This is a genomic window from Burkholderia sp. FERM BP-3421 (assembly GCF_028657905.1).
GTDB lineage: Bacteria > Pseudomonadota > Gammaproteobacteria > Burkholderiales > Burkholderiaceae > Burkholderia.
Map to the genome: position 1 here is coordinate 1356071 of NZ_CP117781.1, position 22368 is coordinate 1378438.

Sequence of the window (22368 nt, forward strand, 5' to 3'; positions counted from 1 at the left end):
AACAGGATGGCGATGATGTCGGAGTCTTCCAGCGCGGTCCAGGCCGCGCCCGCCGGGTCGGAGGCGCCCGGCGCGCTGGTCGGGTCGCTCAGCGTGCGCGACGCGGTGATGATCACCGTGTCGGGCGTGACGCCCGCCAGCTCGATCTTCGTGATCGCGCCGTTCGCGATCCAGCAGGCGGGCAGCGGCGCGGTGCTGTCGTTCGTGCTCGGCGGCCTGCTCGCGTTCGCGTTCGCGCTTTGTTACGCTGAACTGAGCGCCGCGCACCGCAGCGCGGGCGGCGAGTACGTGATGGCCAAGCGCGTGTTCGGGCGGCTGCCCGGCTACCTGACTTTCATCGCGGTCCTGTCGGTCAGCGTGTTCATTCCCGCCGTGCTCGCGTCCGGGGCCGCGCCGTACCTGAACAACGCGCTTGGCACGCAGTTCGGCAACCAGTCCGTCGCGCTCGTGATCGTGCTGCTCAGCTATGCGCTCGGCATCCTCAACATCAAGACTAATGCATGGATCACCGGGCTGTTCCTCGTGATCGAGATCGTCGTGCTCGCGCTGATCGCGACGCTGGGCTTCTCGTCGCCGCATCGCGGCTTCGACGCGCTCGCGCATCCCGTGGTCGCGCAGGGCGCCTTGCTCGTGCCGGCGACCGCCGCCGCGATCATGCCGGCCGTCGGCACGGCGATCTTCTGCTACAACGGCTTCGGCTCGGCGGTGTTCCTCGCGGAGGATCTCCAGGGCGGCAACCGCAATGTCGCGAAGGCCGTGATCTATTCGCTCGCGGTGATCCTGCTCGTCGAACTGGTGCCGCTGACCGCGATCGTGCTCGGCGCGCCGTCGTTCACCGAACTGGCGAAAAGCGCGGATCCGATCGGCTACGTGGTGCGCGAGCTGGGCAATCCGGCGTTGTCGCGCGTCGTGAGCGGCGGTATCTTCCTGTCGGTGTTCAACGCGATCATCGCGATCGTCATCATGGTCGGCCGGCTGCTCTACAGCAGCGGCCGCCATGCGCTGTGGGCCCGGCCGGCCAACCATGCGTTCACGCGGATCCATCCGCGCTTCGCGTCGCCGTGGCTCGCGACGCTGACGCTCGCGATCCCATCGATGTTCCTGATCTTCGTGTCGAGCCTCGACGACCTGACCGCGTTCACCGTCGACCTCTTGCTGCTGATCTATCTCGCGGTCGGCCTCGCCGCGCTCGCGAGCCGCCTGGTGCGGCGCGACGTCGAGCATCCGTACCGGATGCCGGGCTGGCCGCTGCCGCCGCTCGTCGCGATCGGCGGCGCGGGCTATACGCTGTACACCACCATTGCCGCCGCGGCGAAGCCGACCGACCTGTACATCATCGCGGGCCTGCTGGTCTTCGCACTCGTGATGTATGCGGGCTGGGCGCGCCATAGCAAGACGTTTCGCGAACTTTGAACCACGAGGAATCGAGTATGCGCACACGGGATCTGGGAATCCGCATCGGTCGCGGCACGCCGGGCCGCTTCAACGCCATCACCGACGTCGCCGGCGTGCGGGTCGGCCATCACACGCTCGACGTCGAGGCCGGCGACGCGTCGGTCCATACCGGCGTGACCGTGATCGAGCCGCGCGCGGGCCGCGCACACGACGATCCATGTTTTGCCGGCGTGCACGTGCTGAACGGCAACGGCGACGCGACCGGCCTCGAATGGATCCGCGAGGCCGGCCTGCTGACGACGCCGATCGCCTATACGAACACGCACAGCGTCGGGGTCGTGCGCGATGCGCTGATCGCGGCCGAGCGCGAACATCGCAACGGCCGCCTGTACTGGTGCATGCCCGTTGTGCTGGAGACCTTCGACGGCCTGCTCAACGACATCTGGGGGCAACACGTGAGCGCCGCGCATGCGCAGCGCGCGCTGGCCGCCGCGTGCTCGGGGCCGGTCGAGGAAGGTTGCGTCGGCGGCGGTGCGGGAATGATCTGCCATGAATTCAAGGGCGGCATCGGCACGGCGTCGCGCGTGCTCGACGCGGGCGAGGGCGGCTGGACCGTCGGCGCGCTGGTGCAGGCGAACTACGGGCGGCGCGATGCCTTGCGGGTGGACGGCTATGCGGTGGGCGCGGCGCTCGCCGATGTGCATTCTCCGTTCCGCGCGCCGGAGCCGGTCGGCGAACCCGGCATGGGTTCGATCGTGGTGACGCTCGCCACCGACGCGCCCCTGCTGCCGCACCAGTGCACGCGGCTCGCTCAGCGCGCGAGCGTCGGGCTGTCGCGGGTCGGCGGCGGGACCGAGAATTCGAGCGGTGATCTCTTCGTTGCGTTCGCAACCGGTAATCGCGGGCTGCCCGCCGCGAACTACGATCACGTCGGCGAGCCGACGACGGCGATCCGGATGGTCAACAACGACCATATGTCCGCGCTGTTCGTCGCGGCCGCGGAGGCGGTCGAGGAGGCGATCGTCAACGTGCTGGTCGCGGCGACCGACCTCGACGCACGCGGCGCGCGTGTCGAGGCGCTCGGCGGCGCGCGCCTCGTCGCGACGCTGCGCGCGCTGGGTTGGCGCGGTTAGGCGCGTCAGCGTGGCGTATCCGCCGCGTCGCGGCCGTAGATGCGCGTGCGCAGTTCGCCGAGCCGTTGTTCGAGCACCGGCCGCTGCTGGTCGCGGTCGGGGATCGATGCGGTGACCTCGTCGATGATCTTGCGGCTCTCCACCGCGTAGATCTGGTCCTGCCGCTCGCGGGCCGGCGAGGCCGAGCGCGCCGGCATCGCGAGGTCGCGCAGGTGCGCGCGCAGCGCGTCCCGGCGCACCGCGCGCTGCGCCGGGTCCGGCTCGGCATCGTCCAGCAGCAGATCGGCCATCCCGGACGCCCCATGCGGATCGATCCGGCCCGCCTCCGCGTTGCGTTGCAGTGCGTCGATCAGATGCCGCGCACGGGTCTGCCGGGCGGCGGCGTCGAGCGTATCGCGCTGGTTCGCGTAGGCCTCCGCGCGCGGAAGTCTGCGGGTGGGGTGGGCGGGGTGTCGGACATGGGGTTTCCTGTCGGGAAGGCGGGCGGCGGGCGGCAGCGCGTCGGCGGCCGTCGCGGCGCCGTGCGGCGGCGCGTCGGTGCTGAACAGCACACCCGAGATCACGGTGCAGGCCAGCACCACGGCGGCCGCGCTCCATATCAATTGAGGCTTGTTCATCGCGTGCTCCTTCAGCGGGTCCGGATGAACTGGGGATCGGTGACGCTGGCGAGCCCGGTTTCGACATGGCCCGCGAGCGCGCGCAGATAGCCCGCCTCGGCGTCGGTCGTCACGCTGAAGTCGTACCAGCCGCCGCTGCCGGACAGGTCGCAGGTCAATTCGACGCTCGCGCCGGCCGCGACGACGCCCGAACGGGGGGCCGCGCCGTAGCCGTTATCGGCGAGCGTCACGGTGCGGGCCGTCGCGCCCGCATTGCGCACGCGCACCACGAGGTTGCCGTCGGCCAGGTAGTCCGCGCTGACCGTCAGGGTTGCGCCACCGCCTTGGAGCGTGCCGCGAAAGCCGCGATGGAAGCCGTTCGGCCCGTACACCGCGAAGTCGTAGCGCCCCTGGGCGTCGCGCGCGGACGCCCAGGCGTCGCTGAGCACGCGGCCGCTCTGGACGGTGTAGAAGCGCGGGCCGTCGACGCCGAGCGCGTTGTCGACCTGGAACACCGCCGCCGAAACCCCGCGTGTGTTGCCGGGGATCGCGCGGCCGTTGTTCGACAGGGTGAGATTGAAGGTGCCCGCGCGCGTATCGAGCGCCGCTTCCGCGAACAGTTCGTAGGGCACCGGCCGCAGCTTGCGCTGGCCGGGCTCCTGGAACGGCAGCGGCGCATCCTGTGCCGGATAGTCGGACGGATAGCGGGGCTTCGACAGGTAGTACTGCACCCAGTAGGCGTTTTCGAGTTGCGCCTTGGTCGCGGTGAGATTCAGCAGCGCCGCGGGCACGTCGCGGTCGGCGGTGCCGGCGAAATCGAATGCGGAGGTCAGGTCGCCGCACACCGCGCGCCGCCACGGCGTGATGTTGGATTCGTAGACGAGCGGCTGCGCATCGATGAAGCGCTGCTCGATGAAGCGGATCACCGAGGTATGGTCAAACACCTCGGAGCAGGTCCAGCCGCCCTTCGACCAGGGCGAGATCGCGAGCAGCGGCACGCGCGTACCGAGCCCGATCGGCAGCCCGGACTGCTGCTCGATCTCGCCCGCCACGCTGACGGTCGACAGGCCCTTGCCCGGCTTCCACGGCGGCACGGGCGCGGTCACGTGATCGTAGAAACCGTCGCCTTCGTCGTAGCACAGCAGGAAGACGGTCTTGGCCCAGACGTCGGGATTGGACGTCAGCGCATCGAGGATGCGCGACACGAAATCCTCGCCGAACGACGGCCCCCACCACGGATGCTCCGACGACGAGAATGACGGCACGATCCACGAGACTTGCGGCAACTGGTCGGCGAGCACGTCGTCGCGCAGCGCGGCGATGCCGCGCGCCGTCATGCCGCGCTGGTACAGCGGCGAGTTCTTGTCGGCCGCCTTGAATTGCGAGAACCACGCGAGCGCGTTGCAATCGAAATTGTTGGTGTTGTCGATCCAATAGCGGTTCGACACGAAGTTCCAGGCGTCGTGGTAGGAGCCGACGCCGCCCTCCTGGTAGATCCGCCATTTGATGCCTGCCTGCTGCAGGCGCTCGGGGAACGTGGTCCAGGACACCGATGCCTTGCGGTCGCCCATGACGTTGCTGGTCGCGACCTGACTGCCGTCGGCCTTCGGCGAGGCGGTGCCGGTCATCAGGTAAAGCCGGTTCGGGTTGGTCGGCCCCATCATCGACTGGTGATAGGCGTCGCAGATCGTGAAGGCTTGTGCGAGCGGGTAGTAGTACGGCAGGTCCGTGCGTTTGAAATGACCCATCGCCTCCGGCCATTGCACCGCCATCCACCGATCGTTGCGGCCTTCGTTCCACACCGAATGGAACGGCTCCCAGTCGTGGTACTCGGAGGTCATCCACTGCGCCCAGGTCTTCGACGTATCGAGGTGCCAGGGCACGTAGTCCCAGCCCTTGTAGTTCTGATACCAGATCGCTTTGCCGTCGGAACGCTTCACGGCGCGCGGGTCGTTGAAGCCGCGCACGCCGGGGAAGCTGCCGAAGTAATGGTCGAACGAGCGGTTTTCCTGCATCAGCACGACGATGTGCTGCACGTCCTGCAGCGTACCGGTGACGCGCGCGGGTTCGATCGCGAGCGCGCGACGGATGCTGTCCGGCAGCGCGGCCGCGAGCGCGGCGGCGCCGCTCGCCTGGGCCGCGCGGGTCAGGAAGGTACGTCGGTCGAGACGGGGCATCGGGTTCGCTCCTGAGAGTCGGGGTAGGACGTGGGTCGCTTGCCTCGGCGACGTTCGCCGCGTCGCGCGAGGGCGGGGCTGGAACCAGGCGGGTGCGGCCGGCGGCGCGAGCCGGAGCCGGCGAAACTGATCCTAGGAGCCGGCGCGATCGGAAAATTTTCCAATGGCGACGCCAATTGGTCGTTGAGCGACATTGAAAAATTCATGCGGGCAATGAATCGGCCGGTGGGTGGATTGGTGAATGGATGCCGGGCTATTTTTCGTGCTTCGCAGCGCCGAGGCGCTGCCGCGGAGGCCGTGAAAAGTCCTGCATTTATAGGCATGGGATGTGACCGCGCGATGAAGCAGGTATTGATTTAATCGATTAAACGATTCACTCCAGGAGTGTGATTTATTTGCCTTGGAATGCTAAGGACTGGCCGATCGGCGAGGTCGGGACGATTCGATTTCGAGGTGCGGTGTCGTGCAATGCTTTTCGCATGATGCGAGCCGCGTCGACATGGGCGATGAACCAGATGAGCGTCCCGCACCATGCGGTCGCAGGAAAATCCCGCACGCGGCATAACCTGGTCAACCTCTGCGGGCGCGCCGTCATCCAATGGTTTATTCGAATCGGGGCGCCCTCCATATCGAAAAAAAGCATCGAAAATCTATCTAATGGCCCGGGCTTGAGAAAGCCGCGAGGGATAATTTCCGGATCGGCGTGATTCTATAATAGAAATGGTCCGATTCATTATTTTAATTTCAGGCAATTAAATGTCGGCGTCGATGAGGTCTTCGGACCTTTGCGCGCCCGGCCAAGCCTGTCGGAACGATGCCGGCCTGCTTCCCTCTCGTCATCGTGAAATGTCGTATCTCCGCTCCATCAGCCGAATCGGCGCTGCTTGTCGATAATGTTCCGCTTGTTCATTTAAACAAGCTAAACAAGGTGCGGTGCGGAATGAATAATATTTTTTTACGCTGGATTGTGTGGCGATCATCGCTTAAAGTGACCCGGTAATTTTTGGTAATAATTATTTATCAACCATTAATAATCGGGTGGGCGATATGGCATTGATACGGATCCGGACAGGATGGGTGGCCGTATGCGCGGCGCTGTGGCTGACCGCATGCGGGGGAGACGATTCGAGTATCGGCATGGGGCCGAGCACGTCCGGCGTGGTGGCCGTGGATGCCTCGGCCGGCACCGGCGCGAGCGCACAGGTGGCGGACGCACCTTATCGCGACCCCAACACCTACACCCTGAGCGGCAGCGGGTCGCTGTCGGCGGCCGCGGCGGTGGAGAGGGCGGCGGTCACGCATCACCAGATCGCGCTGAACGGCAAGACGCTCGCCTATACGGCGACGGCGGGCCACCTGACCGCGAGCGAACCGGGCACCGGCAAGGCGGAGGCCTCGTTCTTCTACGTCGCCTACACCCTCGACGGCCAGAAGCCGGGCACGCGCCCGGTCACGTTCTTCTACAACGGCGGTCCGGGCTCGCCGACGGTCTGGCTGCATCTCGGTTCGTTCGGCCCGAAGCGGCTGCAAACCGGCATGCCGAACGCGAACACGCCCGCGCCGTTCCCGCTCGTCGACAACCAGGACACGCTGCTCGACACCACCGACCTGGTGTTCGTCGATGCGATCGGCACCGGCTATTCGCAGGCGATCGCACCGAACACGAACAAGACGTTCTGGGGCGTCGACAAGGACGGGCAAGCCTTCCGCGATTTCGTGATCCGTTATGTCGCAGTGAATCAACGCGGCGATTCGCCGAAATACCTGTTCGGCGAATCGTACGGCACGCCGCGCACGGATGTGCTCGCGAACCTGCTCGAAGTCGCGGGCGTGAAGCTCGCGGGCGTCGTGCTGCAGTCATCGATCCTCAACTACAACAGCAATTGCGACATGGCGCGCAGCGAGAGCTGCGGCGGCTTCGTGCCGAGCTACGGGCTGGTCGGCGCCTACTACAAGCTCGACAAGCCGAATCCGGCCGACACCGTGCAGTACGCGGCCCAGATGCGCACGCTGGCCGACGACCAGTTCGAGCCCGCCGTGCAGGCTTATCTGCGCACGGGCGCGAAGCCCGCGCCGGACCTGATCGCCGCGCTGTCGAGCGCAACCGGCGCGACCACCGCGCTGTGGCAGCGCTACGTGAACCTCGCGCCGGGCACGTATCGCGCGAACCTGTTGTCGGGCACGGCGATCGGCCGCTACGACGCGCGCGTGAACGTGCCCGTCAACAGCCCGTTGAACGGCGGCGATCCGTCGAGCACGTACATCACGAAGCCGTTCACCGACACGATCGCGACCTACCTGCCGAACGTGCTCAAGTACACGGCGACGAACGCGTACGGCATGAGCAACAGCGAGACGATCGGCACCTGGAACTGGCGGCATGACGGCCTGAGCCTCCCCGACACGGTGCCGGACCTGGCCGCCGCGCTGACGCTGAATCCCGCGCTGAAGGTTCTGTCGCTGAACGGCTATCACGATTTCGCGACGCCGTTCCACCAGACCGAACGCGATCTGGGGCGGCTCGGCGCGCAGCCGAACCTGACGATCCGCACCTACCAGGGCGGCCACATGGTGTATCTCGACGATACGTCGCGCCCCGAGGAAAAGACCGATCTCGTGTCCTTCTACAACCGCACGCCGGCCGCGTACTGAGCGCGCCGCGTTCGCGCCGCCCCGGGCGGGCGGCGCGTGTCTTCCAACCAGGAGCCGCACCATGAAGATGGCATCGATGCTTGCAGGGAGCGCCGCGCTCGCGGCATGCGTGATCGCGTGGCAGCCCGCGCATGCGCAGCAGGACGACGACGCGGCGAGCCGCGCGCAACAGGCGCAGCTCGGCGACCCGTACGTGCCGCCCGCCGCGCGCCAGCCGGCCGTCGGCACCGAGACGCGCGGCGACGCGCTGCACGCCCAGGTCGCGCGCAAGCTGCAGGCGCAATTCAACGACGCCGCGCAGCGCAACGGCACGCTGACCCAGGCGCAGGCGCGCGCGGCCGGGCTCGGCTATGTCGCGAATCATTTCCGCCAGATCGACGCGAGCGGTTCGGGTCGCGTGTCGTTCAACGACGTCACGCGCTACATGGACGCCCAGCGCGCGACACAGAATCGCTGAGCCGGATTCGCTCGATACTTTCCAGGAGACTTCCCGATGCAAATGAAATACCTCGGATGCGCGGCCGCGCTCGCGGCGGCCGCGCTGCTCGCCGCCTGCGGCGGCGATGACGGCGGCGCGCCGCCTGTCGTGAGCGCGGCGGCCCAGCCGTCGACCGTCACCGTCACGCCCGCGCCTGCGCCGTTCCAGCCGCCGACGCCGGTCGCGGAGGTCGGCGCGCAGTTCGCGGCCTCGCCGACCGGCCTGCCGTACCCGAAGCTCGATACGCTGTATCCGGGCCACGACGGCCCCACGGTCGACAACGGCATGATCCTGCCGTGGCTGTCGATGCGCGCGCCGACGCGCTTCAAGGTGATGGTACAAACCCCGTTCGACACCGATCGCGACGGCAAGCCGGATCGCATCGCGCTGCGCATCGTGCAGCCGGCGGAGGTGGCCGAAGGGCTGAAGACCCCGGTGATCGTGCGCCCGTCGGTCTACTACGCGGATCCGACCTACGTGACGAAGGCGCGCGCGCCGTTCCTCGGCGAGGCCGAGTACCTGCGCATGGGCTTCACGATCGTCTATGCGGATTCGATCGGCACCAACGAGTCGGACGGCTGCTGGTCGGTGATGGACCAGGTCGAGCGCGACGCGATGGCGAGCGCGGTGCGCTGGCTGACCCAGGATCCGTCCGCGCCCGGCTTCGACGAGCAGGGGCGGAAGGTCAGCGCCGCGTGGTCGACCGGGCACGTCGCGATGGAGGGCGTCTCGTACGGCGGCACGCTGCCGACGATGGTGGCCGCGACCGGCGTGCCGGGGCTGGAGGCGATCGTGCCGGTGGAGGGCATCAGCAGCGGCTACGACTACTTCCGCTACGACGGCGTGATCGCCGACATCGACGACACCGTCACGCTCGGCGACTACATGCAGATGGAGCAGTCGCAGGCGCGCGCGGCGATCTGCGAGCCGGCGCGCGTGAAGGCCGTGACCGATTCCGACGACGCCACCTACGCCTACAACGCGTTCTGGAAGGCGCGCAACACGGTTTCGCTGGTCGACCGGATCAAGGCCGCGACGCTGATCGCGCAGGGGCAGGCGGACAACAACGTGAAGACGCGCAACGCGACGCGGCTGTACGACGCGCTGTACCGCGCCGGCAAGCCGGTGCAGCTGTGGCTGCACAGCCGCGACCATGACGATCCCGCGTGGCAGAAGGAATGGCAGAAGCAGATCCTGATGTGGTACGCGCGTTATCTGTACGGCGTGAACAACGGCGTCGAGCAGCAGCCGACCTATGTGCGCGAGACGCCCGCGGGCGATCTCCCGGCCGGCTCGGGGCCGAACCCGGGGCAGAACGACAGCAGCGACACGCTGGTCGGTCACTGCCATTCCGGCCACAGCCCGCGCGACTGCATTCCGACGGGCGAGCTGTTCATCAAGGAGGATGCGTGGCCGAAGACCACGCGCACGTCGTACTACCTGCACGGCGACGGCGTGGCGGGCGGGCTGCTGACGCCGGATGCGACGGACGGCGCGCAACCGCCGGCGGTCGATTTCAGCAAGGGCTCGGCGGTGCGCTACGAGACGCGCGCACTGGCCAATGCGACGCGCTATGCAGGGGCGATCCGGGTCGCGCTGCGCGGCCGCTTCGCACCGGCGGTGACGAACGTGAAGGCGACGTTGTCGGTCGACGGGCGCGACGTCACGTACGGCTGGGCCAATCCGCGCTTCTACAAGGGGCTCGACGCCGCGCAGCCGATCGTGGCGGGCACGCCGTACGATTTCGCGCTGGAGATGATGCCGCGCGACTTCACGGTTCTGCCGGGCAGCAAGCTGAAGCTGACGCTTGAGGGTTACCAGGGCACGTCGCGGGTCACGCTCGATCTGACGCAAAGCGTGCTCGACATGCCGGTCGTGCCGAAGGCGCGCGTGAAGGCGGTGATGCGGGCCGGTTGAGCGGGGCGCTTGCGCGAGGCGGCGGCCGGCCCGAGGTCGGCCGCCGCGCGTTCAGCGGCAGCCGTGATTTGACGGCGGAGCGCAGGGATCCGGAACACGATTCGCCGGGCCGGCGCTCATGCGTCTCGACCGGGCGCGACTCAACTGCCGAAGTAGATGTTGCAGAAGCTGGCGGGGCCGACGCATTCGTTCGCATCGCTGCGGCGGGTGCGCTCGACGGGCGCGCGCTCGGTCGTCTGGGCGGACTGCGCGTGCGGCGTCGGCTGGACGGTCGTCCCCGTGGCGGTCGCCTGCGCGCACGCGGCGGTGGCGGCGGCGGACAGCGACAGGGCGACGAGGGCGAGGTACGGCGATTTCATTGCTTCTCCTGGGTGGCGCCGTCGGGCTTGGCGGCACACGCACTATATGACGCCAAGGTGTCCGGATTAATCACCGCGCCCGGGGAGCATCTTTCCAATCCGCTCAACGATCGGCGCGCGATCGGGCGCGACGCCGGAACGGCGCGTCGCGGTCGAGCAGCGCGCTGCGAATGAAGTGCAGCTGGCTCACGATGCGCTGCATCCGGCGGCGCTCCTCGGGAATGCCGCACCACTCGGGCTGCGCGCGCTGGACCGAGCGCAGCGCCGCGTCGACGGCGCCGCAGGCGCGCGCGAGATGGGCCGCGTCGGGCCGCTCGAACAGCTGCGGCAGGCGGCGTCGAACCCGATCGATCGAGGCGATCCAGCGCTGCGCCTGGCGCGGCTTGGTCGCGCCGAACGCGTCCAGCTCGTGACGCAGGTCGATCACGGCGTGGCCGATCTCCAGCGTGGCGAGCAGCCAGCGCAGCGCGTCGCGATGCTGCTTCGAGCGCTTCAGCAGCAGGCTGCGCAGATGCGACATCAGCTCGTGCGCGCTCGACTGGAAGCGCGGGTTCAGCGACGGCAGCGGGCCGTCGCAGGCCAGCGACACCTGGCGGCGCAGGTCGTGCTGGATCTTGCCGATCAGCCAGGGCATCTCGATCGGGAACACGACCGCGAACACCAGCGCCGCCGCGAGCATCGACGCCACGAGCGCGAGTCCGTTGTTCACGAGCACGTCCGGCGCGTAGACGATCACGTTGTCCGGCCCCGCGAGCAGGCAGAAAAACACCGCGAAGCCGATGCCGTAGCCGGATCGGCCCGGCCGCGTCGCGAGCCACGCGCCGAACGCGAGCACCGGCGCGAGGGTGGCGCACAGCAGCGGAAAGCCGTCGATGTTCGGGTACACGTGGCACACGAACAGGTAGCCCGTGAGCGTCGCGAGCGCCGCGCCGGCCGCCATCTGCGCGACGAAGCGCGGCGCGCGCGGCGCGGTCGAGCTGAGCGCGCACGCGATCGCCGCGCCGACCACCGCGAGCCCGCCGCTCGGCCACTCGGAGGCGATCCAGAACGCGCTCATCGCGCCGAGCGCGACGACGGTGCGCAGGAACGTGAAGCCGACGAAGTAGGCGTTGGTCTTGACCGTGTAGCGCGTCACCGACTGTTCGAGCACGTGGCTGTCCTGCGCGAGCGACGCATAGGTCTCGGTATAGCCGAGGAATTCGTCGACGAAGCGGTACAGCAGCTCGATCGCGGTGTCGAAGTCGAGCACGCCGGCCGCCTCGCCCGTCGCCTCGATCGCTCGGCGCGATTCGCGCGCGCGGCGCGGCAGCATCGCGAGGAACGCGCTGAGATCGAGCCATGCGCCGGTCGGCTTGGCCGGGCCGCGCTCGAGTTCGGCGCGCAGCGCCGCGAGCAGGGACGCGAGCGTGTCGACGTGCGGCGCGATCGCGCGCATCACGTTGTCCGACTGGCCGCCACGGAGCCGCTTGAGCAGCTGGTGGAACGCATGCAGGCGGGTGCTCGCGTGCATGAATTCGCTGTTGAGCCGCGCGAGCCGGCGGCTGCGCGCGCGGACCCGCGGGTCTTCGAACGAGGCGAAGGCGCGCGTGGCCTCGAAGCCGACGATGCCGTCGACGAAATCGGCGAAGCGCCGCTCGAATACGCCGCGCTCGAGGCGGCCCGAGAGCGTGAGCGCCGCGAAGTCGACGAAGCCGGCGTGCCGTGCATCGAGCGAGCGCATCAGCGCCTTGCTGGAACTGAGCGGAAACACCAGCGCGCTGACGGCGCCCGAGCAGAAGATCCCGACCGCCACCTCGGCCGCGCGGGTCAGCGCGGACAGGAACAGGGCATTCGGCGTCATCACGGCCGGGATCCCGATCAGCGCGGCGGTATAGCCGGCGAGCACATAGCCGTACCAGCGGAAATGGCGGTTGCGCACCGCGGCCGCGATGCAGCCGCCGACCCACAGCGTGATGCCCGCCATGTACAGCTCCGGCTGTTGCGCGAACAGGCCGCCCAGCACCAGCGCGGCGACCAGCCCGACGCCCGTGCCGATCACGCGGTAGAAGCTCTTCGCGAACACCATGCCGCTCATCGGCTGCATCAGGACGAACACGGTGGTCATCGCGATGCGCGGCTGCGACAGGTCGCACCGCATCGCGATGCCCATCGCCAACAGCGCCGCGCCGACTGTCTTGCCGAGATGCAGCCAGACGAGACCGTCGCGGGTCGCCCATTGCCGGCCGAGCTGGCCGACGCGATGCCGCCAAGGCCTCCATCGGCGCGGATCGACGAAGGTTCGTGCTGACGCAGGCAGGTGCTTCATGATGGGGATAGGGCTGCTGGCAAGCGCGGATCGACGGCTCCGGCCTGCGCGACGACGCCAGTGGGACCGGAAAGGCGCCGATTGTAGGAGCCTCGCGCGCCCGCATTAACGCAATGGCGGGGAAACCTCAGTTTCTGTGGCGGTAACAATGCGGGGGGATGGCTGGAGGACAATATCGCTTCTTCAGAACCGCTCGAACGAGAATGGATACGCTACAGAACATGCGGGTATTCGCCCGTGTGGTGGAGGCGGGCAGTTTCACCGCCGCCGCGCAGTCGTTGAACGCGACCACGGGCGCGATGTCGCGCGCCGTGTCGGAACTCGAGGCCCGTCTGCGCACGCGCCTGATGAACCGCTCGACCCGACGCCTCGCGTTGACGCCGGCCGGTGAAAACTACCTGCGGCGCTGTCGGCAGATCCTCGCGGACGTCGATCGCGCCGAGGAAGAGGCGAGCTGCGCGCACGAACGGCCGGCGGGCCTCCTGCGGATGTACAGCTTCGCGAGCGTCGGGCAGCACTATGTCCTGCCGGCGCTGACCACCTACCGGACCCGGCATCCGGACGTATCGATCGAGGTGACGCTGTCGCAGCGTACGCCGGACATGTTCGACGGCAGCAGCGACGTGGCCGTGGTGACCGCGTCGTCGCTGCCCGATTCCGAACTCGTGTCGCATCAGCTAGGCTCGACCTTCAGCATCCTGTGCGCGTCGCCCGACTACGTGCGGGCGCACGGCGCGCCGCATTGCCCGGCGGAACTCGCGGCCTTCGACTGCCTGACCTTGCAGACTCCCGCGTTCCCGACGCACGAATGGCAGCTGGACGGCCCGGACGGCGTCGAGAGCATCCGCGTCAGCGGCCCGGTGCAGACCAACACGGCGGAATCGCTCGCGGTCGCCATTCGCGGCGGGATCGGAATCGGCATGCTGCCGCTCTATGCCGCGATCGACGACCTGCGCAGCGGCGCGCTGGTGCGGGTGCTGCCCGAACATACATTGCAGAAGATGAACGTCTACGCGCTGTATCCGTCGCGCCGCTATATCGATGCGAAGGTGCGCACCTGGGTCGAATGCCTGCGCGAGCGGATTCCCGAGATGATCGCGCGCGACGAGGCGGTGCTGGCTGCGCTCGGGCGCGATGCGTCGTATCTGTTCACGGGGGATAGGCCGGCCGGTGCGGCGGTGCGCGCGGGGCCGGCGCTGAATCATTGAGGTCCGGGCGGATGCGCGCCGCGTCGCGGCGTATTCGCGGGGCGGCGCGATAGAAAACGCCTCGACCGGTTCGAAACAAGAAAATGCGTCGCCGACGGGGCGCGCCGACAGCGTGACGCCGAAGGTCGATGAGACGGTTCTGGTGTTCGTCGTTGAACCGCGCGAAGCGAAACCCGCGAAGCGGATCTGCCACGGCGGCGTCGCTCACGCCGCCGCCGTGGCGGCGGGCCGTTGCGCCCGCCGCTTCTCGCGCGCTTACTGCGCGCGCACGCCGGCCTGCGTCGCACCTGCGGCAGCCGGGCCGTAGGCGGTATCGCTGGCCTTGCGCGCCGCGAGGCGCTTTTCCGCGAGGCGGAGTTGAGCGGCCTGGATGTCGTCCGGGTAGGTCGACTCGTTGCCGCGCGACGGCTGGTAGCCCACCGATTCCAGATCGACCAGTTCCTGCACGACCTGCGCGCGGGTGAGCTGTCCATGCGGCGCCTGCGCGAACGAGAGGGCCGGTGCGGCGAGCATGACGACGGCGGCGGCGGTAACGAGCGATTTCACGATGATCTCCAGGTGGATTCCGGGTGGTTCATGGCCGGGAGGCCGAACCGATGCAGGCAGTTTACGGCGCGGCGATGCGTGAAAAAACCGTGAATCGGGGCAAGCAGCCTTCCAGATCGCACAACATTCAAGTCAGAAGGATTGCGAATCGATCAGACGGACGACGTGAATTCATGACAGTCCGATGACGGTTCGTTCCGCGCGCGTCAAAGCTGTTCTCCAACGAGGGCGGATGATCGGACGCGCGCGAGTTTCTACACTCATGCCGTTTCGTGAGTGGTTTCAAATCAATAAGGAGTCTGGTTGTGAAGAAAATCCGGTTTGCGATGGCAACCGCGGGGGTGGTGGCGGCGACGGCCGCGCAGGCGCAAAGCTCGGTCACGCTGTACGGCCTGATCGATGCGGGCGTCATGTATACGAACAACGTCGCGGGCGGCGGCCTGTTGCAGGCGACGAGCGGCGCGGTGAACGGCAACCGCTTCGGCGTGCGCGGCACCGAGGACCTCGGCGGCGGCCTGAGCGCGCTGTTCGTGCTCGAGAACGGCTTCAACAGCCAGAACGGCAAGCTCGGCCAGGACGGCAAGCTGTTCGGCCGGTTCGCCTATGTCGGGCTCGCGGATCGCACGCTCGGGACCGTCACGCTCGGCCGTCAATACGATTCGCTCGTCGATTTCGTCGCGCCGCTGTCCGCGACGGCGGGCACCTTCGGCGACGCGAGCTTCGCGCATCCGTTCGACAACGACAACCTGAATCATTCGCTGCGCATCAGCAATGCGGTGAAGTACACGAGCCATACCTACGGCGGATTCAAGTTCGGCGCGCTGTATGCGTTCTCGAACAACATCGACTTCGCGGCCAACCGTGTCTACAGCGTCGGCGCGAGCTACACGCGCGGGCCGCTGAACGCGGCGGCGGGCTACCTGCAGATCAACGGCTCGAAAGGCACGAATTCGAGCAGCCCGGGCGCAGTCGACATCGCGGAATCGGGCGCGAACGGCAAGGGTGGCTTCACGGTTGGCGCGGATCGCCAGCGCGCGTTCGGCGGCGGCGTCAATTACGCGTTCGGGCCGGCCACGGTCGGCTTCGTGTTCACGCGCAGCGAATTCGAGAACTCGACCTCGTTCGGCTCCTCGGGCGGCACGCTCAGCTTCGACAACTACGAGCTGAACGGTAAGTACAACGTGACGCCCGCGCTGAGCCTCGGCGCGGCCTATACCTACACCGACGGCCATGTCGACGACACGACCCGCTACGGCGCGGACCCGAAATGGCATCAGGTCGACCTGCAGGCCGTGTACAAGCTGTCGGTGCGCACCGACGTCTATCTCGAAGGGATGTACCAGCACGCGGTGGGGCGCAACTACGTCGCGTTCATGAACACGGCGGGCGGCGCGTCGTCGAGCGCGAATCAGGTGGTCGTCGCGGCGGGGCTGCGCACGCGCTTCTGAGCATCCGGCGGGCGATCCGGCGGGGACGGGTTCGATATGTGTCGATTGACGCTCGGGCGGGCGCTGCGGCGAATGAACTTCCGTTCGCGTCGCAGGAGCCGATCGATGAATTCGCCCCGCCCTCAGATAGTGTGAATAGGCTCCAGCGAAGCAGGATGTGAGGGATTCAGGCGCTGGGGTGTTTGATGCTTCTGCGGCAAATCGATACTGAATCGCGTGCATCCTTTTATGAGATAGGCTGTCCGCGACGGTTATGCAGATGAAGCAAGGAAATATTGACTGCGACACCGAGCGACGTGGTGCATGTCTCGCCTACACATACGCAGCCCATCACCTCTGAGGCCGAGCGTACATCGCTCCGATGATCTTCCCTGCAGTCGACAGATAATTGTTAATTATTCTTTCTTGTTCTGATTTACAGATTCCGGGAGGCTTGGCATATAATCCGTCGGCAATATTCGGTTTGAAAAATATATATTTTGAGAGTCTTGGGCGCATGGTCGACTAGAGGCATGCAAAAAGAGCGGGCACGACTTCATGGACGAGTATCGGCTTAGAGAAAGCATAAGAACCGGACTGCTTCAACAAGACCGGTTGTTGCGGCTGGACACACCGCTGCCAGCGAACACGTTCGTTCCCAGGCGCGCGTTGGCGGTCTCGGCACTCGGTCGTGATTTCAGCTGGACCCTCGATGTCGTGTCCGGGGCGGCCGACGTCGAACTGAAGAAGCTGATCGCGCAGCCCGTCACCGCATGGCTGCAGCAGGCCGACAAATCGTATCGCCCGTTCAACGGCTACGTGCACACCGCCCGACGCCTGGGCGCGGACGGCGGCCTGACGAGCTATCAGCTGGTGTTCGCGTCGTGGCTGCACTTCCTGCGTTTCCGGCGCGACGAGCGCATCTGGCAGGACCGTCCCGCCGACGCGATCATTGCCGACGTCTTCAACGAACACCCCCAGGCCCGGGGGCACTTCCAGTTCGCGCTGTCGAAGCCGCTGCCGTCGCGCTCCTACTGCCGCCAAAGCGAAACCGACTGGAACTTCGTGCACCGCCTGCTCGAAGCGGAGGGCCTGTACGGCTTCTGGCGCCACGCCGACGACGGCAAGTCGCATACGTTCGTCATCACCGACACGCCGCAGTCGCTCGATGCGATGACGCCGGACACGATCCGCTTCCACCGCGCCGATCTCGGCAGCGAGCGCGACGCGCTCACGCAGTGGGCCGGCTCGCGCACGCTGCAAAGCACGTCGTTCGCGTCGCGCACGTTCGACTACAAGCAGCCGTCGACGCCGCACAACCCGAAGGGCACGTCGCTGCCGACCAAGGCGAACCAGGGCGAGCTGCCGGGGCAGACCGAGGTCTACGAATACACGGGTGCGTACACCTACGGCCCGCAGACGAACGGCGACCGGCTGTCGGCGATCCGGCTCGAAGAATGGGAATCGCGCGCGAAGCGTTTCCACGGCGCGGGCGGCGTGCGCGGCGCGGACGCGGGCCGCCGTTTCCATCTCGCCGGGCATCCGGAGCACGACCGCGACGCGGCCGAGCAGCGCGAGTTCGTGATCATCGGGATCACGCGCGTGATCGAGAACAACCTGCCGCTCGGCGGCGGGGAGACGAACTTCCCGCACAGCCTCGCGGGTGTGATCGCCGAGGCGCGCGCGACGGGCGCATCCGCCGCGGCGAGCGTGCCGCACGCGGGCGATGGCGCGCAAGGGTTCTACCACGTCGAGATCGAGGCGCAGCGCGCGTCGGTGCCGTACCGCAGCGCGTTCGAGCATGCGAAGCCCGAGATGCACCTGGAGACGGCGATCGTGGTGGGGCCGAAGGGCGAGGAGGTGTATACCGACGACCTGAACCGTCACAAGGTGCAGTTCGTGTGGGACCGCCTGAACGCGGGCGACGAGCGCGCGTCGTGCTGGCTGCGCGCGGCGTTCTCGGACAGCGGCGCGGGCTACGGCGCGGTGCATCCGCTGCGGGTGGGCGAGGAGGTGATCGTCGACTACGTGGGCGGCGACTGCGATCGGCCGCTGATTACCGCGCGGGTTTACAACGGGGCGGTGAAGCCGCAGTGGCATTCGAACGGGATCCTGTCGGGCTACCGCACGAAGGAATACGCGGGCAGCGGCTACAACCAGATGGTGTTCGACGATGCGACGGGCCAGAACCGCGCGCAGTTGTTCAGCAGCCAGGGTAATACGCACCTGCATCTGGGCTACCTGATCCAGCAGGACGGGAATGCGCGCGGGCCGTTCCTCGGGCAGGGCTTCGACCTGCGCACGGACGCCTACGGCGCGGTGCGCGCGGGCGGCGGCCTGTATGTGACGACCTATCCGAAATCGGCGGCGAGCCAGCCGTTCGACGCGAGCGACACGCATCGCCAGCTGGGCAACGCGCAGCAGCTGCTCGACGCGCTGTCTAACGCGAGCGCGACTCATCACGCGGAGAGTTTGAGCGAAGGGCGCGCGGCGCTGGGCGCGCTGACCGACGTGACGCGCGACACGAAGCCGGGCGGCGCGACGGGCGGGCGCACGGCGGGCGGCGGGGACGGGCTCGGCGGCGGCGTTCAAGGAGCCGGCGATGCTGTTCGGGAGCCCGGCGGGGATCGGGCTGTCGACGCAGCAGAGCACGCAGATCAGCGCGGACCAGCACATCAACGTGGTGAGCGGGAAGAGCACGCACGTGGCGGCGGGGAAGTCGCTGATCGCGAGCGTGACGGAGAAGCTGAGCCTGTTCGCGCAGAACGCGGGGATGAAGCTGTTCGCGGGCAAGGGCAAGGTGGAGATCCAGGCGCACTCGGACAACATCGAGCTGACGGCGCAGAAGACGGTGAAGATCCTGTCGGCGACGGAGACGATCGAGGTGGCCTCGCCGAAGGAGGTGCTGCTGACCTCGGGCGGCGCGTACGTGCGCATCGCGGGCGGCAACATCGAGATCCACGCGCCGGGCAAGATCGACATCAAGGGCGCGACACACGCATTCGAGGGGCCGGCAAGCCTGCCGTATCCGCTTCCCGGCCTCCCTCAATCCATTTGTGTCGAGTGTCTGTTGAAGCGTGCAGCGTCTCGCGCTGCGCTTATTACAAAGGGAGTGTGACGTGTATTTCGTCCCAGCAGCACTTGAGCGTGATGTTGCACCAAATTTTCATACCTACGCGGTCGTCATCCCGGCGCCGGAGAAGGTACGTCGGCAAGCGCTACAGCCTGCATGTGAGGAAGGTTTGCGGAAACATGCGGATACGCGAGCGGTGTTCGTCGATAAGAAAAGGTCTTGACGAGATGGGCGCAGTGACCGTATTCGAGGCGGCCCGGTCGAGACACGCATATATATATGTGCTTGCTGACCCGGCTCAAGATAGAACCTTACCGGCAGCACTGCAATTCGATTCAGCGAGAGCGATATGTCTGCTTGATGGTCCAGTCGATGTGACGGCAGTTGCACCGCACGTGATATCGGTTGATGAAGAGAATGATCGTCGTATGGGCGAATGGCTGGAGCAGCACGCGCCGAGTGTTCCGTGTGCAACCTTTCTCATTACCTTCATGTCCCTGGAGACGATTGCCAGGCATTTGAGTTCATTTGTCGACGTTGTGCTGCCCGACGGGACGACTATGGCGCTCGCATTCTGGGACCCCGCTATACTCGCAGTGCTGAATGGTGCGAGGGAAGACGATACGCAGCACATTCGCGGTCCAGTGTTGAAGATCGAGCAGAAGCAAGCCTTCCTGGCTCCCGTTCTCGAATGGTGGTACTGGGATCGAGCCGGTTGCCTTCGGAGCATCGACTGGAAGGAGTGCTCCGCATCGGACACCCGATCGGACATCTTGCCGCCGCTGATCCTCGACCAACATCAGGTTGATGAACTGGTTGAAGCCGGCGTGCCAGACAGTATCTTGCACTACATCTGGCTCAATATGCCGGGGCTGCTGCTTCGCATACCTGAACCGGCGCAGTACGCATTTGTGCGCTCGCAGATACTCAATGCGCGAAAGTATGGACTTGAAGGAACGGGCGACCTCGTCAACTATTGCTGCGTTGCGCTTGCATACGGAGAGGCATTTGATCTGCTACCGCGAGTTGCCGTTCTGCTGGAGCAGGTCACGAGCAAGACCTTGACCTTCGACGATCTCATGAAGCACTTTCCGCACGATATTCCGACAGTCGATGCTGGTCATTGATGGTCGATTTACTGAATTGATGAAATGAAAACGAGACCTGGAATCGCAGTACATAGAATGGCTTGCCGCTTGCTTGTCGGCCTGATGTATCTGCTGCCGCTTACGGCTTGCTCGGAGAAAACCATGAATCTTGACGTCTCGATCTATAACTATTGGCCTCGTGCGATCTATGACGTTGCAGTCAATAGTCAATACGCAGGTGGTGCATTCATGGCATATGAGCCCGGTAATGCCGGAGGAAAAATTGTCTGCTGCGTGAAGGTCAAGCAAGGCCCAATTTCCATTGAATATTCACTAGGCGGCCCGGAAGGTGCTCCGAGATTGGGTGAAAGGATTCACGCAACTGCAGAGTTGCGCGAGTTGCCAGGAAACTCAAAGGTCCTCACTGTGCATGTATACCCCAACGAAACAGCTTTTGCTGAAGCGTCGAAGGAATATGTTGACGAGCGACCGGAGCCAGGGGCTAGAAAATAATGAGTTCGCTTCCCCAGCCTCCGTCGCTGATGCAAATTATTTCGGCTGCGACGCGAGATGTTCCGAAAGCACCACCGACAGAGAAGCAAGGCTGTTCCGATGTCATCCACTTGACCTTCTTTTTTGATGGTACGGGAAACAATCGGAACATAGATTCGATGGAACAACGATGGAGCAATGTTGCTCGATTGTTTGATGCCGCAATAAATGCTCCCGGCAAAGGAATTTACAGCTTCTACATCAGCGGCGTCGGCACGCCCTTCAGTGGCGAGGTATCGTGGGTTGATAAACCCGATGTGTGGCTTGAAGACCATGCACTCGGTGGTGCATTTGGGGCTGGAGGTGATCGTCGGTTGCTTGATGGCGAAGAGCGCATGAATCAAGCGCTGCGTCAAGCCGTGGTCAACAACGCCAAAAAAATGGGTGGTGAGGTCAGGCAATATGTGGAGAAGAACACGGATGCGAGCCTGAACGACTTGAATAAGGCGATCGGAGCACATCGCCTTATCAAGGTCATCAACATATCCGTGATAGGTTTTTCTCGCGGAGCGGCCCTCTCTCGAGCATTCGTGAACATGCTCTTCGGACAGTGCAAGAAGCGGGGAGATGGTGTACTGACGTTAAGTGGTTTCCCCGTTCGTTTCACGTTCCTAGGCGTGTTCGACACGGTTGCTTCTTTCGGGATGCCTGCGCATAACATCACGCTGCCTTTGCAGCAACGTGATCTCCGGATCCCTGCTTGTGTCGAACGTTGCGTTCATTTTGTCGCCGCCAATGAGCTTCGTTACTCGTTCCCAGTGGACTTGATTCGCGAGGATGGAAAATACAAAGCGGGTTGGACAGAGAAGGTTTATCCCGGTGTGCATTCCGATATCGGTGGTGGATACGGGCCCAACGAACAGAACCTCGATGGAAATTATGCACGGATCCCCATGACTGATATGCATGAGGAAGCACTCAAGGCAGGTGTTCGCTTATTGTCGCAGGCGGATATCAAACGTACCCTCGCACCTATCACAGATCGATTCACTGTCAAGCCCGAGACGCAGAAGAACTATCAAGCCTACATGAGCGCCGCGCGCCCACCGGGAACCTCCGTCGAAGCCGACATGAGGTGCCACATGAAGTCATACTATGAAGCCAACGGAACGCTCTCGCGCAAAGGGCAACCGCTCGCGGGCCAAGTCTCGTTCAAAAGCAGCTCCGTCAAGCATGTCATGTGGGGGACGATCGATCTGGAGGCGCCTGCCTATGCCGAAGCGCTAAAGACGCGGCGTGATGTTGTCGTGACGAATCGCGGAAGTGCCGCAGAGCGCGTTTTTTTCTATACGTTTAAACCCGAGCAGTGGCGCCTCGATGCCTGGGTGACGAATGCGCCTGATAGTGTCGTCAACTTTTTTGCGCACTACGTTCACAATTCCAAGGTTGATTTCATCGCGAACGTCGAACCATTCAGCTACTTCCGCCCACGTGGCGTCTTCGAGCAAAGATCGTCGTGACC

Annotated in this window: 14 protein-coding genes and 2 pseudogenes; 11 read left to right on the forward strand and 5 right to left on the reverse strand. The window is 65.6% G+C overall.

What is annotated here, in order from left to right; all coding sequences use genetic code 11:
* The first annotated feature begins 6 nt into the window (after window positions 1-6).
* A complete protein-coding gene (locus tag Bsp3421_RS08970; protein ID WP_273998097.1) occupies window positions 7-1413 on the forward strand; it encodes an APC family permease in 1407 nt (468 codons plus the stop codon).
* Between the two features lie 17 nt (window positions 1414-1430).
* Window positions 1431-2528, forward strand: coding sequence for a DmpA family aminopeptidase (locus tag Bsp3421_RS08975; RefSeq protein ID WP_273998098.1), 1098 nt, complete (start codon window positions 1431-1433; stop codon window positions 2526-2528).
* A gap of 5 nt (window positions 2529-2533) precedes the next feature.
* Here the strand turns inward: Bsp3421_RS08975 and plcR are convergent, their stop codons facing one another.
* Window positions 2534-3145, reverse strand: coding sequence for a phospholipase C accessory protein PlcR (gene plcR, locus Bsp3421_RS08980; protein ID WP_273998099.1), 612 nt, complete (start codon window positions 3143-3145; stop codon window positions 2534-2536).
* A gap of 11 nt (window positions 3146-3156) precedes the next feature.
* On the reverse strand, window positions 3157-5301 hold the full coding sequence (locus tag Bsp3421_RS08985; protein WP_273998100.1) for a phosphocholine-specific phospholipase C: 2145 nt from the start codon (window positions 5299-5301) through the stop codon (window positions 3157-3159).
* A 1047-nt stretch (window positions 5302-6348) separates the two neighbouring features.
* On the opposite strand from Bsp3421_RS08985, the gene Bsp3421_RS08990 reads away from it, so the two are divergent.
* The 3 genes from Bsp3421_RS08990 to Bsp3421_RS09000 all read left to right on the forward strand — a co-directional run bounded on the left by Bsp3421_RS08990 (window position 6349) and on the right by Bsp3421_RS09000 (window position 10348).
* The gene (locus tag Bsp3421_RS08990; protein WP_273998102.1) at window positions 6349-7953 is read left to right on the forward strand and encodes a S10 family peptidase; all 1605 of its coding nucleotides are present in this window, start codon (window positions 6349-6351) and stop codon (window positions 7951-7953) included.
* 61 nt (window positions 7954-8014) lie between these two features.
* On the forward strand, window positions 8015-8410 hold the full coding sequence (locus Bsp3421_RS08995; RefSeq protein WP_443111485.1) for an EF-hand domain-containing protein: 396 nt from the start codon (window positions 8015-8017) through the stop codon (window positions 8408-8410).
* Window positions 8411-8446: 36 nt separating this feature from the next.
* Entirely contained in the window at window positions 8447-10348 is a 1902-nt protein-coding gene (locus tag Bsp3421_RS09000) for a Xaa-Pro dipeptidyl-peptidase (protein ID WP_273998104.1), read from the forward strand.
* A 140-nt stretch (window positions 10349-10488) separates the two neighbouring features.
* Here the strand turns inward: Bsp3421_RS09000 and Bsp3421_RS09005 are convergent, their stop codons facing one another.
* Both Bsp3421_RS09005 and Bsp3421_RS09010 read right to left on the reverse strand, forming a co-directional pair.
* Window positions 10489-10707 (reverse strand): hypothetical protein, encoded by a 219-nt coding sequence (locus tag Bsp3421_RS09005; RefSeq protein WP_273998105.1) that lies wholly within the window; start codon window positions 10705-10707, stop codon window positions 10489-10491.
* A 103-nt stretch (window positions 10708-10810) separates the two neighbouring features.
* Complete coding sequence (locus Bsp3421_RS09010) at window positions 10811-13012, reverse strand: FUSC family protein (protein WP_273998107.1); 2202 nt, start codon at window positions 13010-13012, stop codon at window positions 10811-10813.
* Window positions 13013-13215: 203 nt separating this feature from the next.
* Here Bsp3421_RS09010 and Bsp3421_RS09015 point away from each other — a divergent pair, with 203 nt between their 5' ends.
* A complete protein-coding gene (locus tag Bsp3421_RS09015; RefSeq protein WP_273998109.1) occupies window positions 13216-14220 on the forward strand; it encodes a LysR family transcriptional regulator in 1005 nt (334 codons plus the stop codon).
* 255 nt (window positions 14221-14475) lie between these two features.
* Here Bsp3421_RS09015 and Bsp3421_RS09020 read toward each other — a convergent pair whose 3' ends face one another.
* A complete protein-coding gene (locus tag Bsp3421_RS09020; protein WP_273998111.1) occupies window positions 14476-14766 on the reverse strand; it encodes a DUF4148 domain-containing protein in 291 nt (96 codons plus the stop codon).
* Between the two features lie 305 nt (window positions 14767-15071).
* Here Bsp3421_RS09020 and Bsp3421_RS09025 point away from each other — a divergent pair, with 305 nt between their 5' ends.
* The 5 genes and pseudogenes from Bsp3421_RS09025 to Bsp3421_RS09045 all read left to right on the forward strand — a co-directional run bounded on the left by Bsp3421_RS09025 (window position 15072) and on the right by Bsp3421_RS09045 (window position 22366).
* The gene (locus Bsp3421_RS09025; RefSeq protein WP_273998112.1) at window positions 15072-16214 is read left to right on the forward strand and encodes a porin; all 1143 of its coding nucleotides are present in this window, start codon (window positions 15072-15074) and stop codon (window positions 16212-16214) included.
* A gap of 537 nt (window positions 16215-16751) precedes the next feature.
* Window positions 16752-19311 (forward strand): annotated as a pseudogene (locus tag Bsp3421_RS09030) (type VI secretion system Vgr family protein).
* 242 nt (window positions 19312-19553) lie between these two features.
* Window positions 19554-20393: pseudogene (locus Bsp3421_RS09035) on the forward strand (DUF4123 domain-containing protein); the annotation flags it as partial.
* A 123-nt stretch (window positions 20394-20516) separates the two neighbouring features.
* Window positions 20517-20867: a hypothetical protein gene (locus Bsp3421_RS09040; protein ID WP_273998114.1), complete on the forward strand. Its 351-nt coding sequence runs from the start codon at window positions 20517-20519 to the stop codon at window positions 20865-20867.
* Window positions 20867-22366 (forward strand): T6SS phospholipase effector Tle1-like catalytic domain-containing protein, encoded by a 1500-nt coding sequence (locus Bsp3421_RS09045; RefSeq protein WP_273998115.1) that lies wholly within the window; start codon window positions 20867-20869, stop codon window positions 22364-22366. The genes Bsp3421_RS09040 and Bsp3421_RS09045 overlap by 1 nt, the downstream gene beginning before the upstream one ends.
* Window positions 22367-22368 lie beyond the last annotated feature (2 nt).

Bases quoted from the DNA above. Each gene is read 5' to 3' on its own strand.
- Bsp3421_RS08970 (WP_273998097.1), top strand. From the start codon at position 7: ATGGCGATGATGTCGGAGTCTTCCAGCGCGGTCCAGGCCGCGCCCGCC.
- Bsp3421_RS08975 (WP_273998098.1), top strand. From the start codon at position 1,431: ATGCGCACACGGGATCTGGGAATCCGCATCGGTCGCGGCACGCCGGGC.
- plcR (WP_273998099.1), bottom strand. From the start codon at position 3,145: ATGAACAAGCCTCAATTGATATGGAGCGCGGCCGCCGTGGTGCTGGCC.
- Bsp3421_RS08985 (WP_273998100.1), bottom strand. From the start codon at position 5,301: ATGCCCCGTCTCGACCGACGTACCTTCCTGACCCGCGCGGCCCAGGCG.
- Bsp3421_RS08990 (WP_273998102.1), top strand. From the start codon at position 6,349: ATGGCATTGATACGGATCCGGACAGGATGGGTGGCCGTATGCGCGGCG.
- Bsp3421_RS08995 (WP_443111485.1), top strand. From the start codon at position 8,015: ATGAAGATGGCATCGATGCTTGCAGGGAGCGCCGCGCTCGCGGCATGC.
- Bsp3421_RS09000 (WP_273998104.1), top strand. From the start codon at position 8,447: ATGCAAATGAAATACCTCGGATGCGCGGCCGCGCTCGCGGCGGCCGCG.
- Bsp3421_RS09005 (WP_273998105.1), bottom strand. From the start codon at position 10,707: ATGAAATCGCCGTACCTCGCCCTCGTCGCCCTGTCGCTGTCCGCCGCC.
- Bsp3421_RS09010 (WP_273998107.1), bottom strand. From the start codon at position 13,012: ATGAAGCACCTGCCTGCGTCAGCACGAACCTTCGTCGATCCGCGCCGA.
- Bsp3421_RS09015 (WP_273998109.1), top strand. From the start codon at position 13,216: ATGGATACGCTACAGAACATGCGGGTATTCGCCCGTGTGGTGGAGGCG.
- Bsp3421_RS09040 (WP_273998114.1), top strand. From the start codon at position 20,517: ATGAATCTTGACGTCTCGATCTATAACTATTGGCCTCGTGCGATCTAT.
- Bsp3421_RS09045 (WP_273998115.1), top strand. From the start codon at position 20,867: ATGAGTTCGCTTCCCCAGCCTCCGTCGCTGATGCAAATTATTTCGGCT.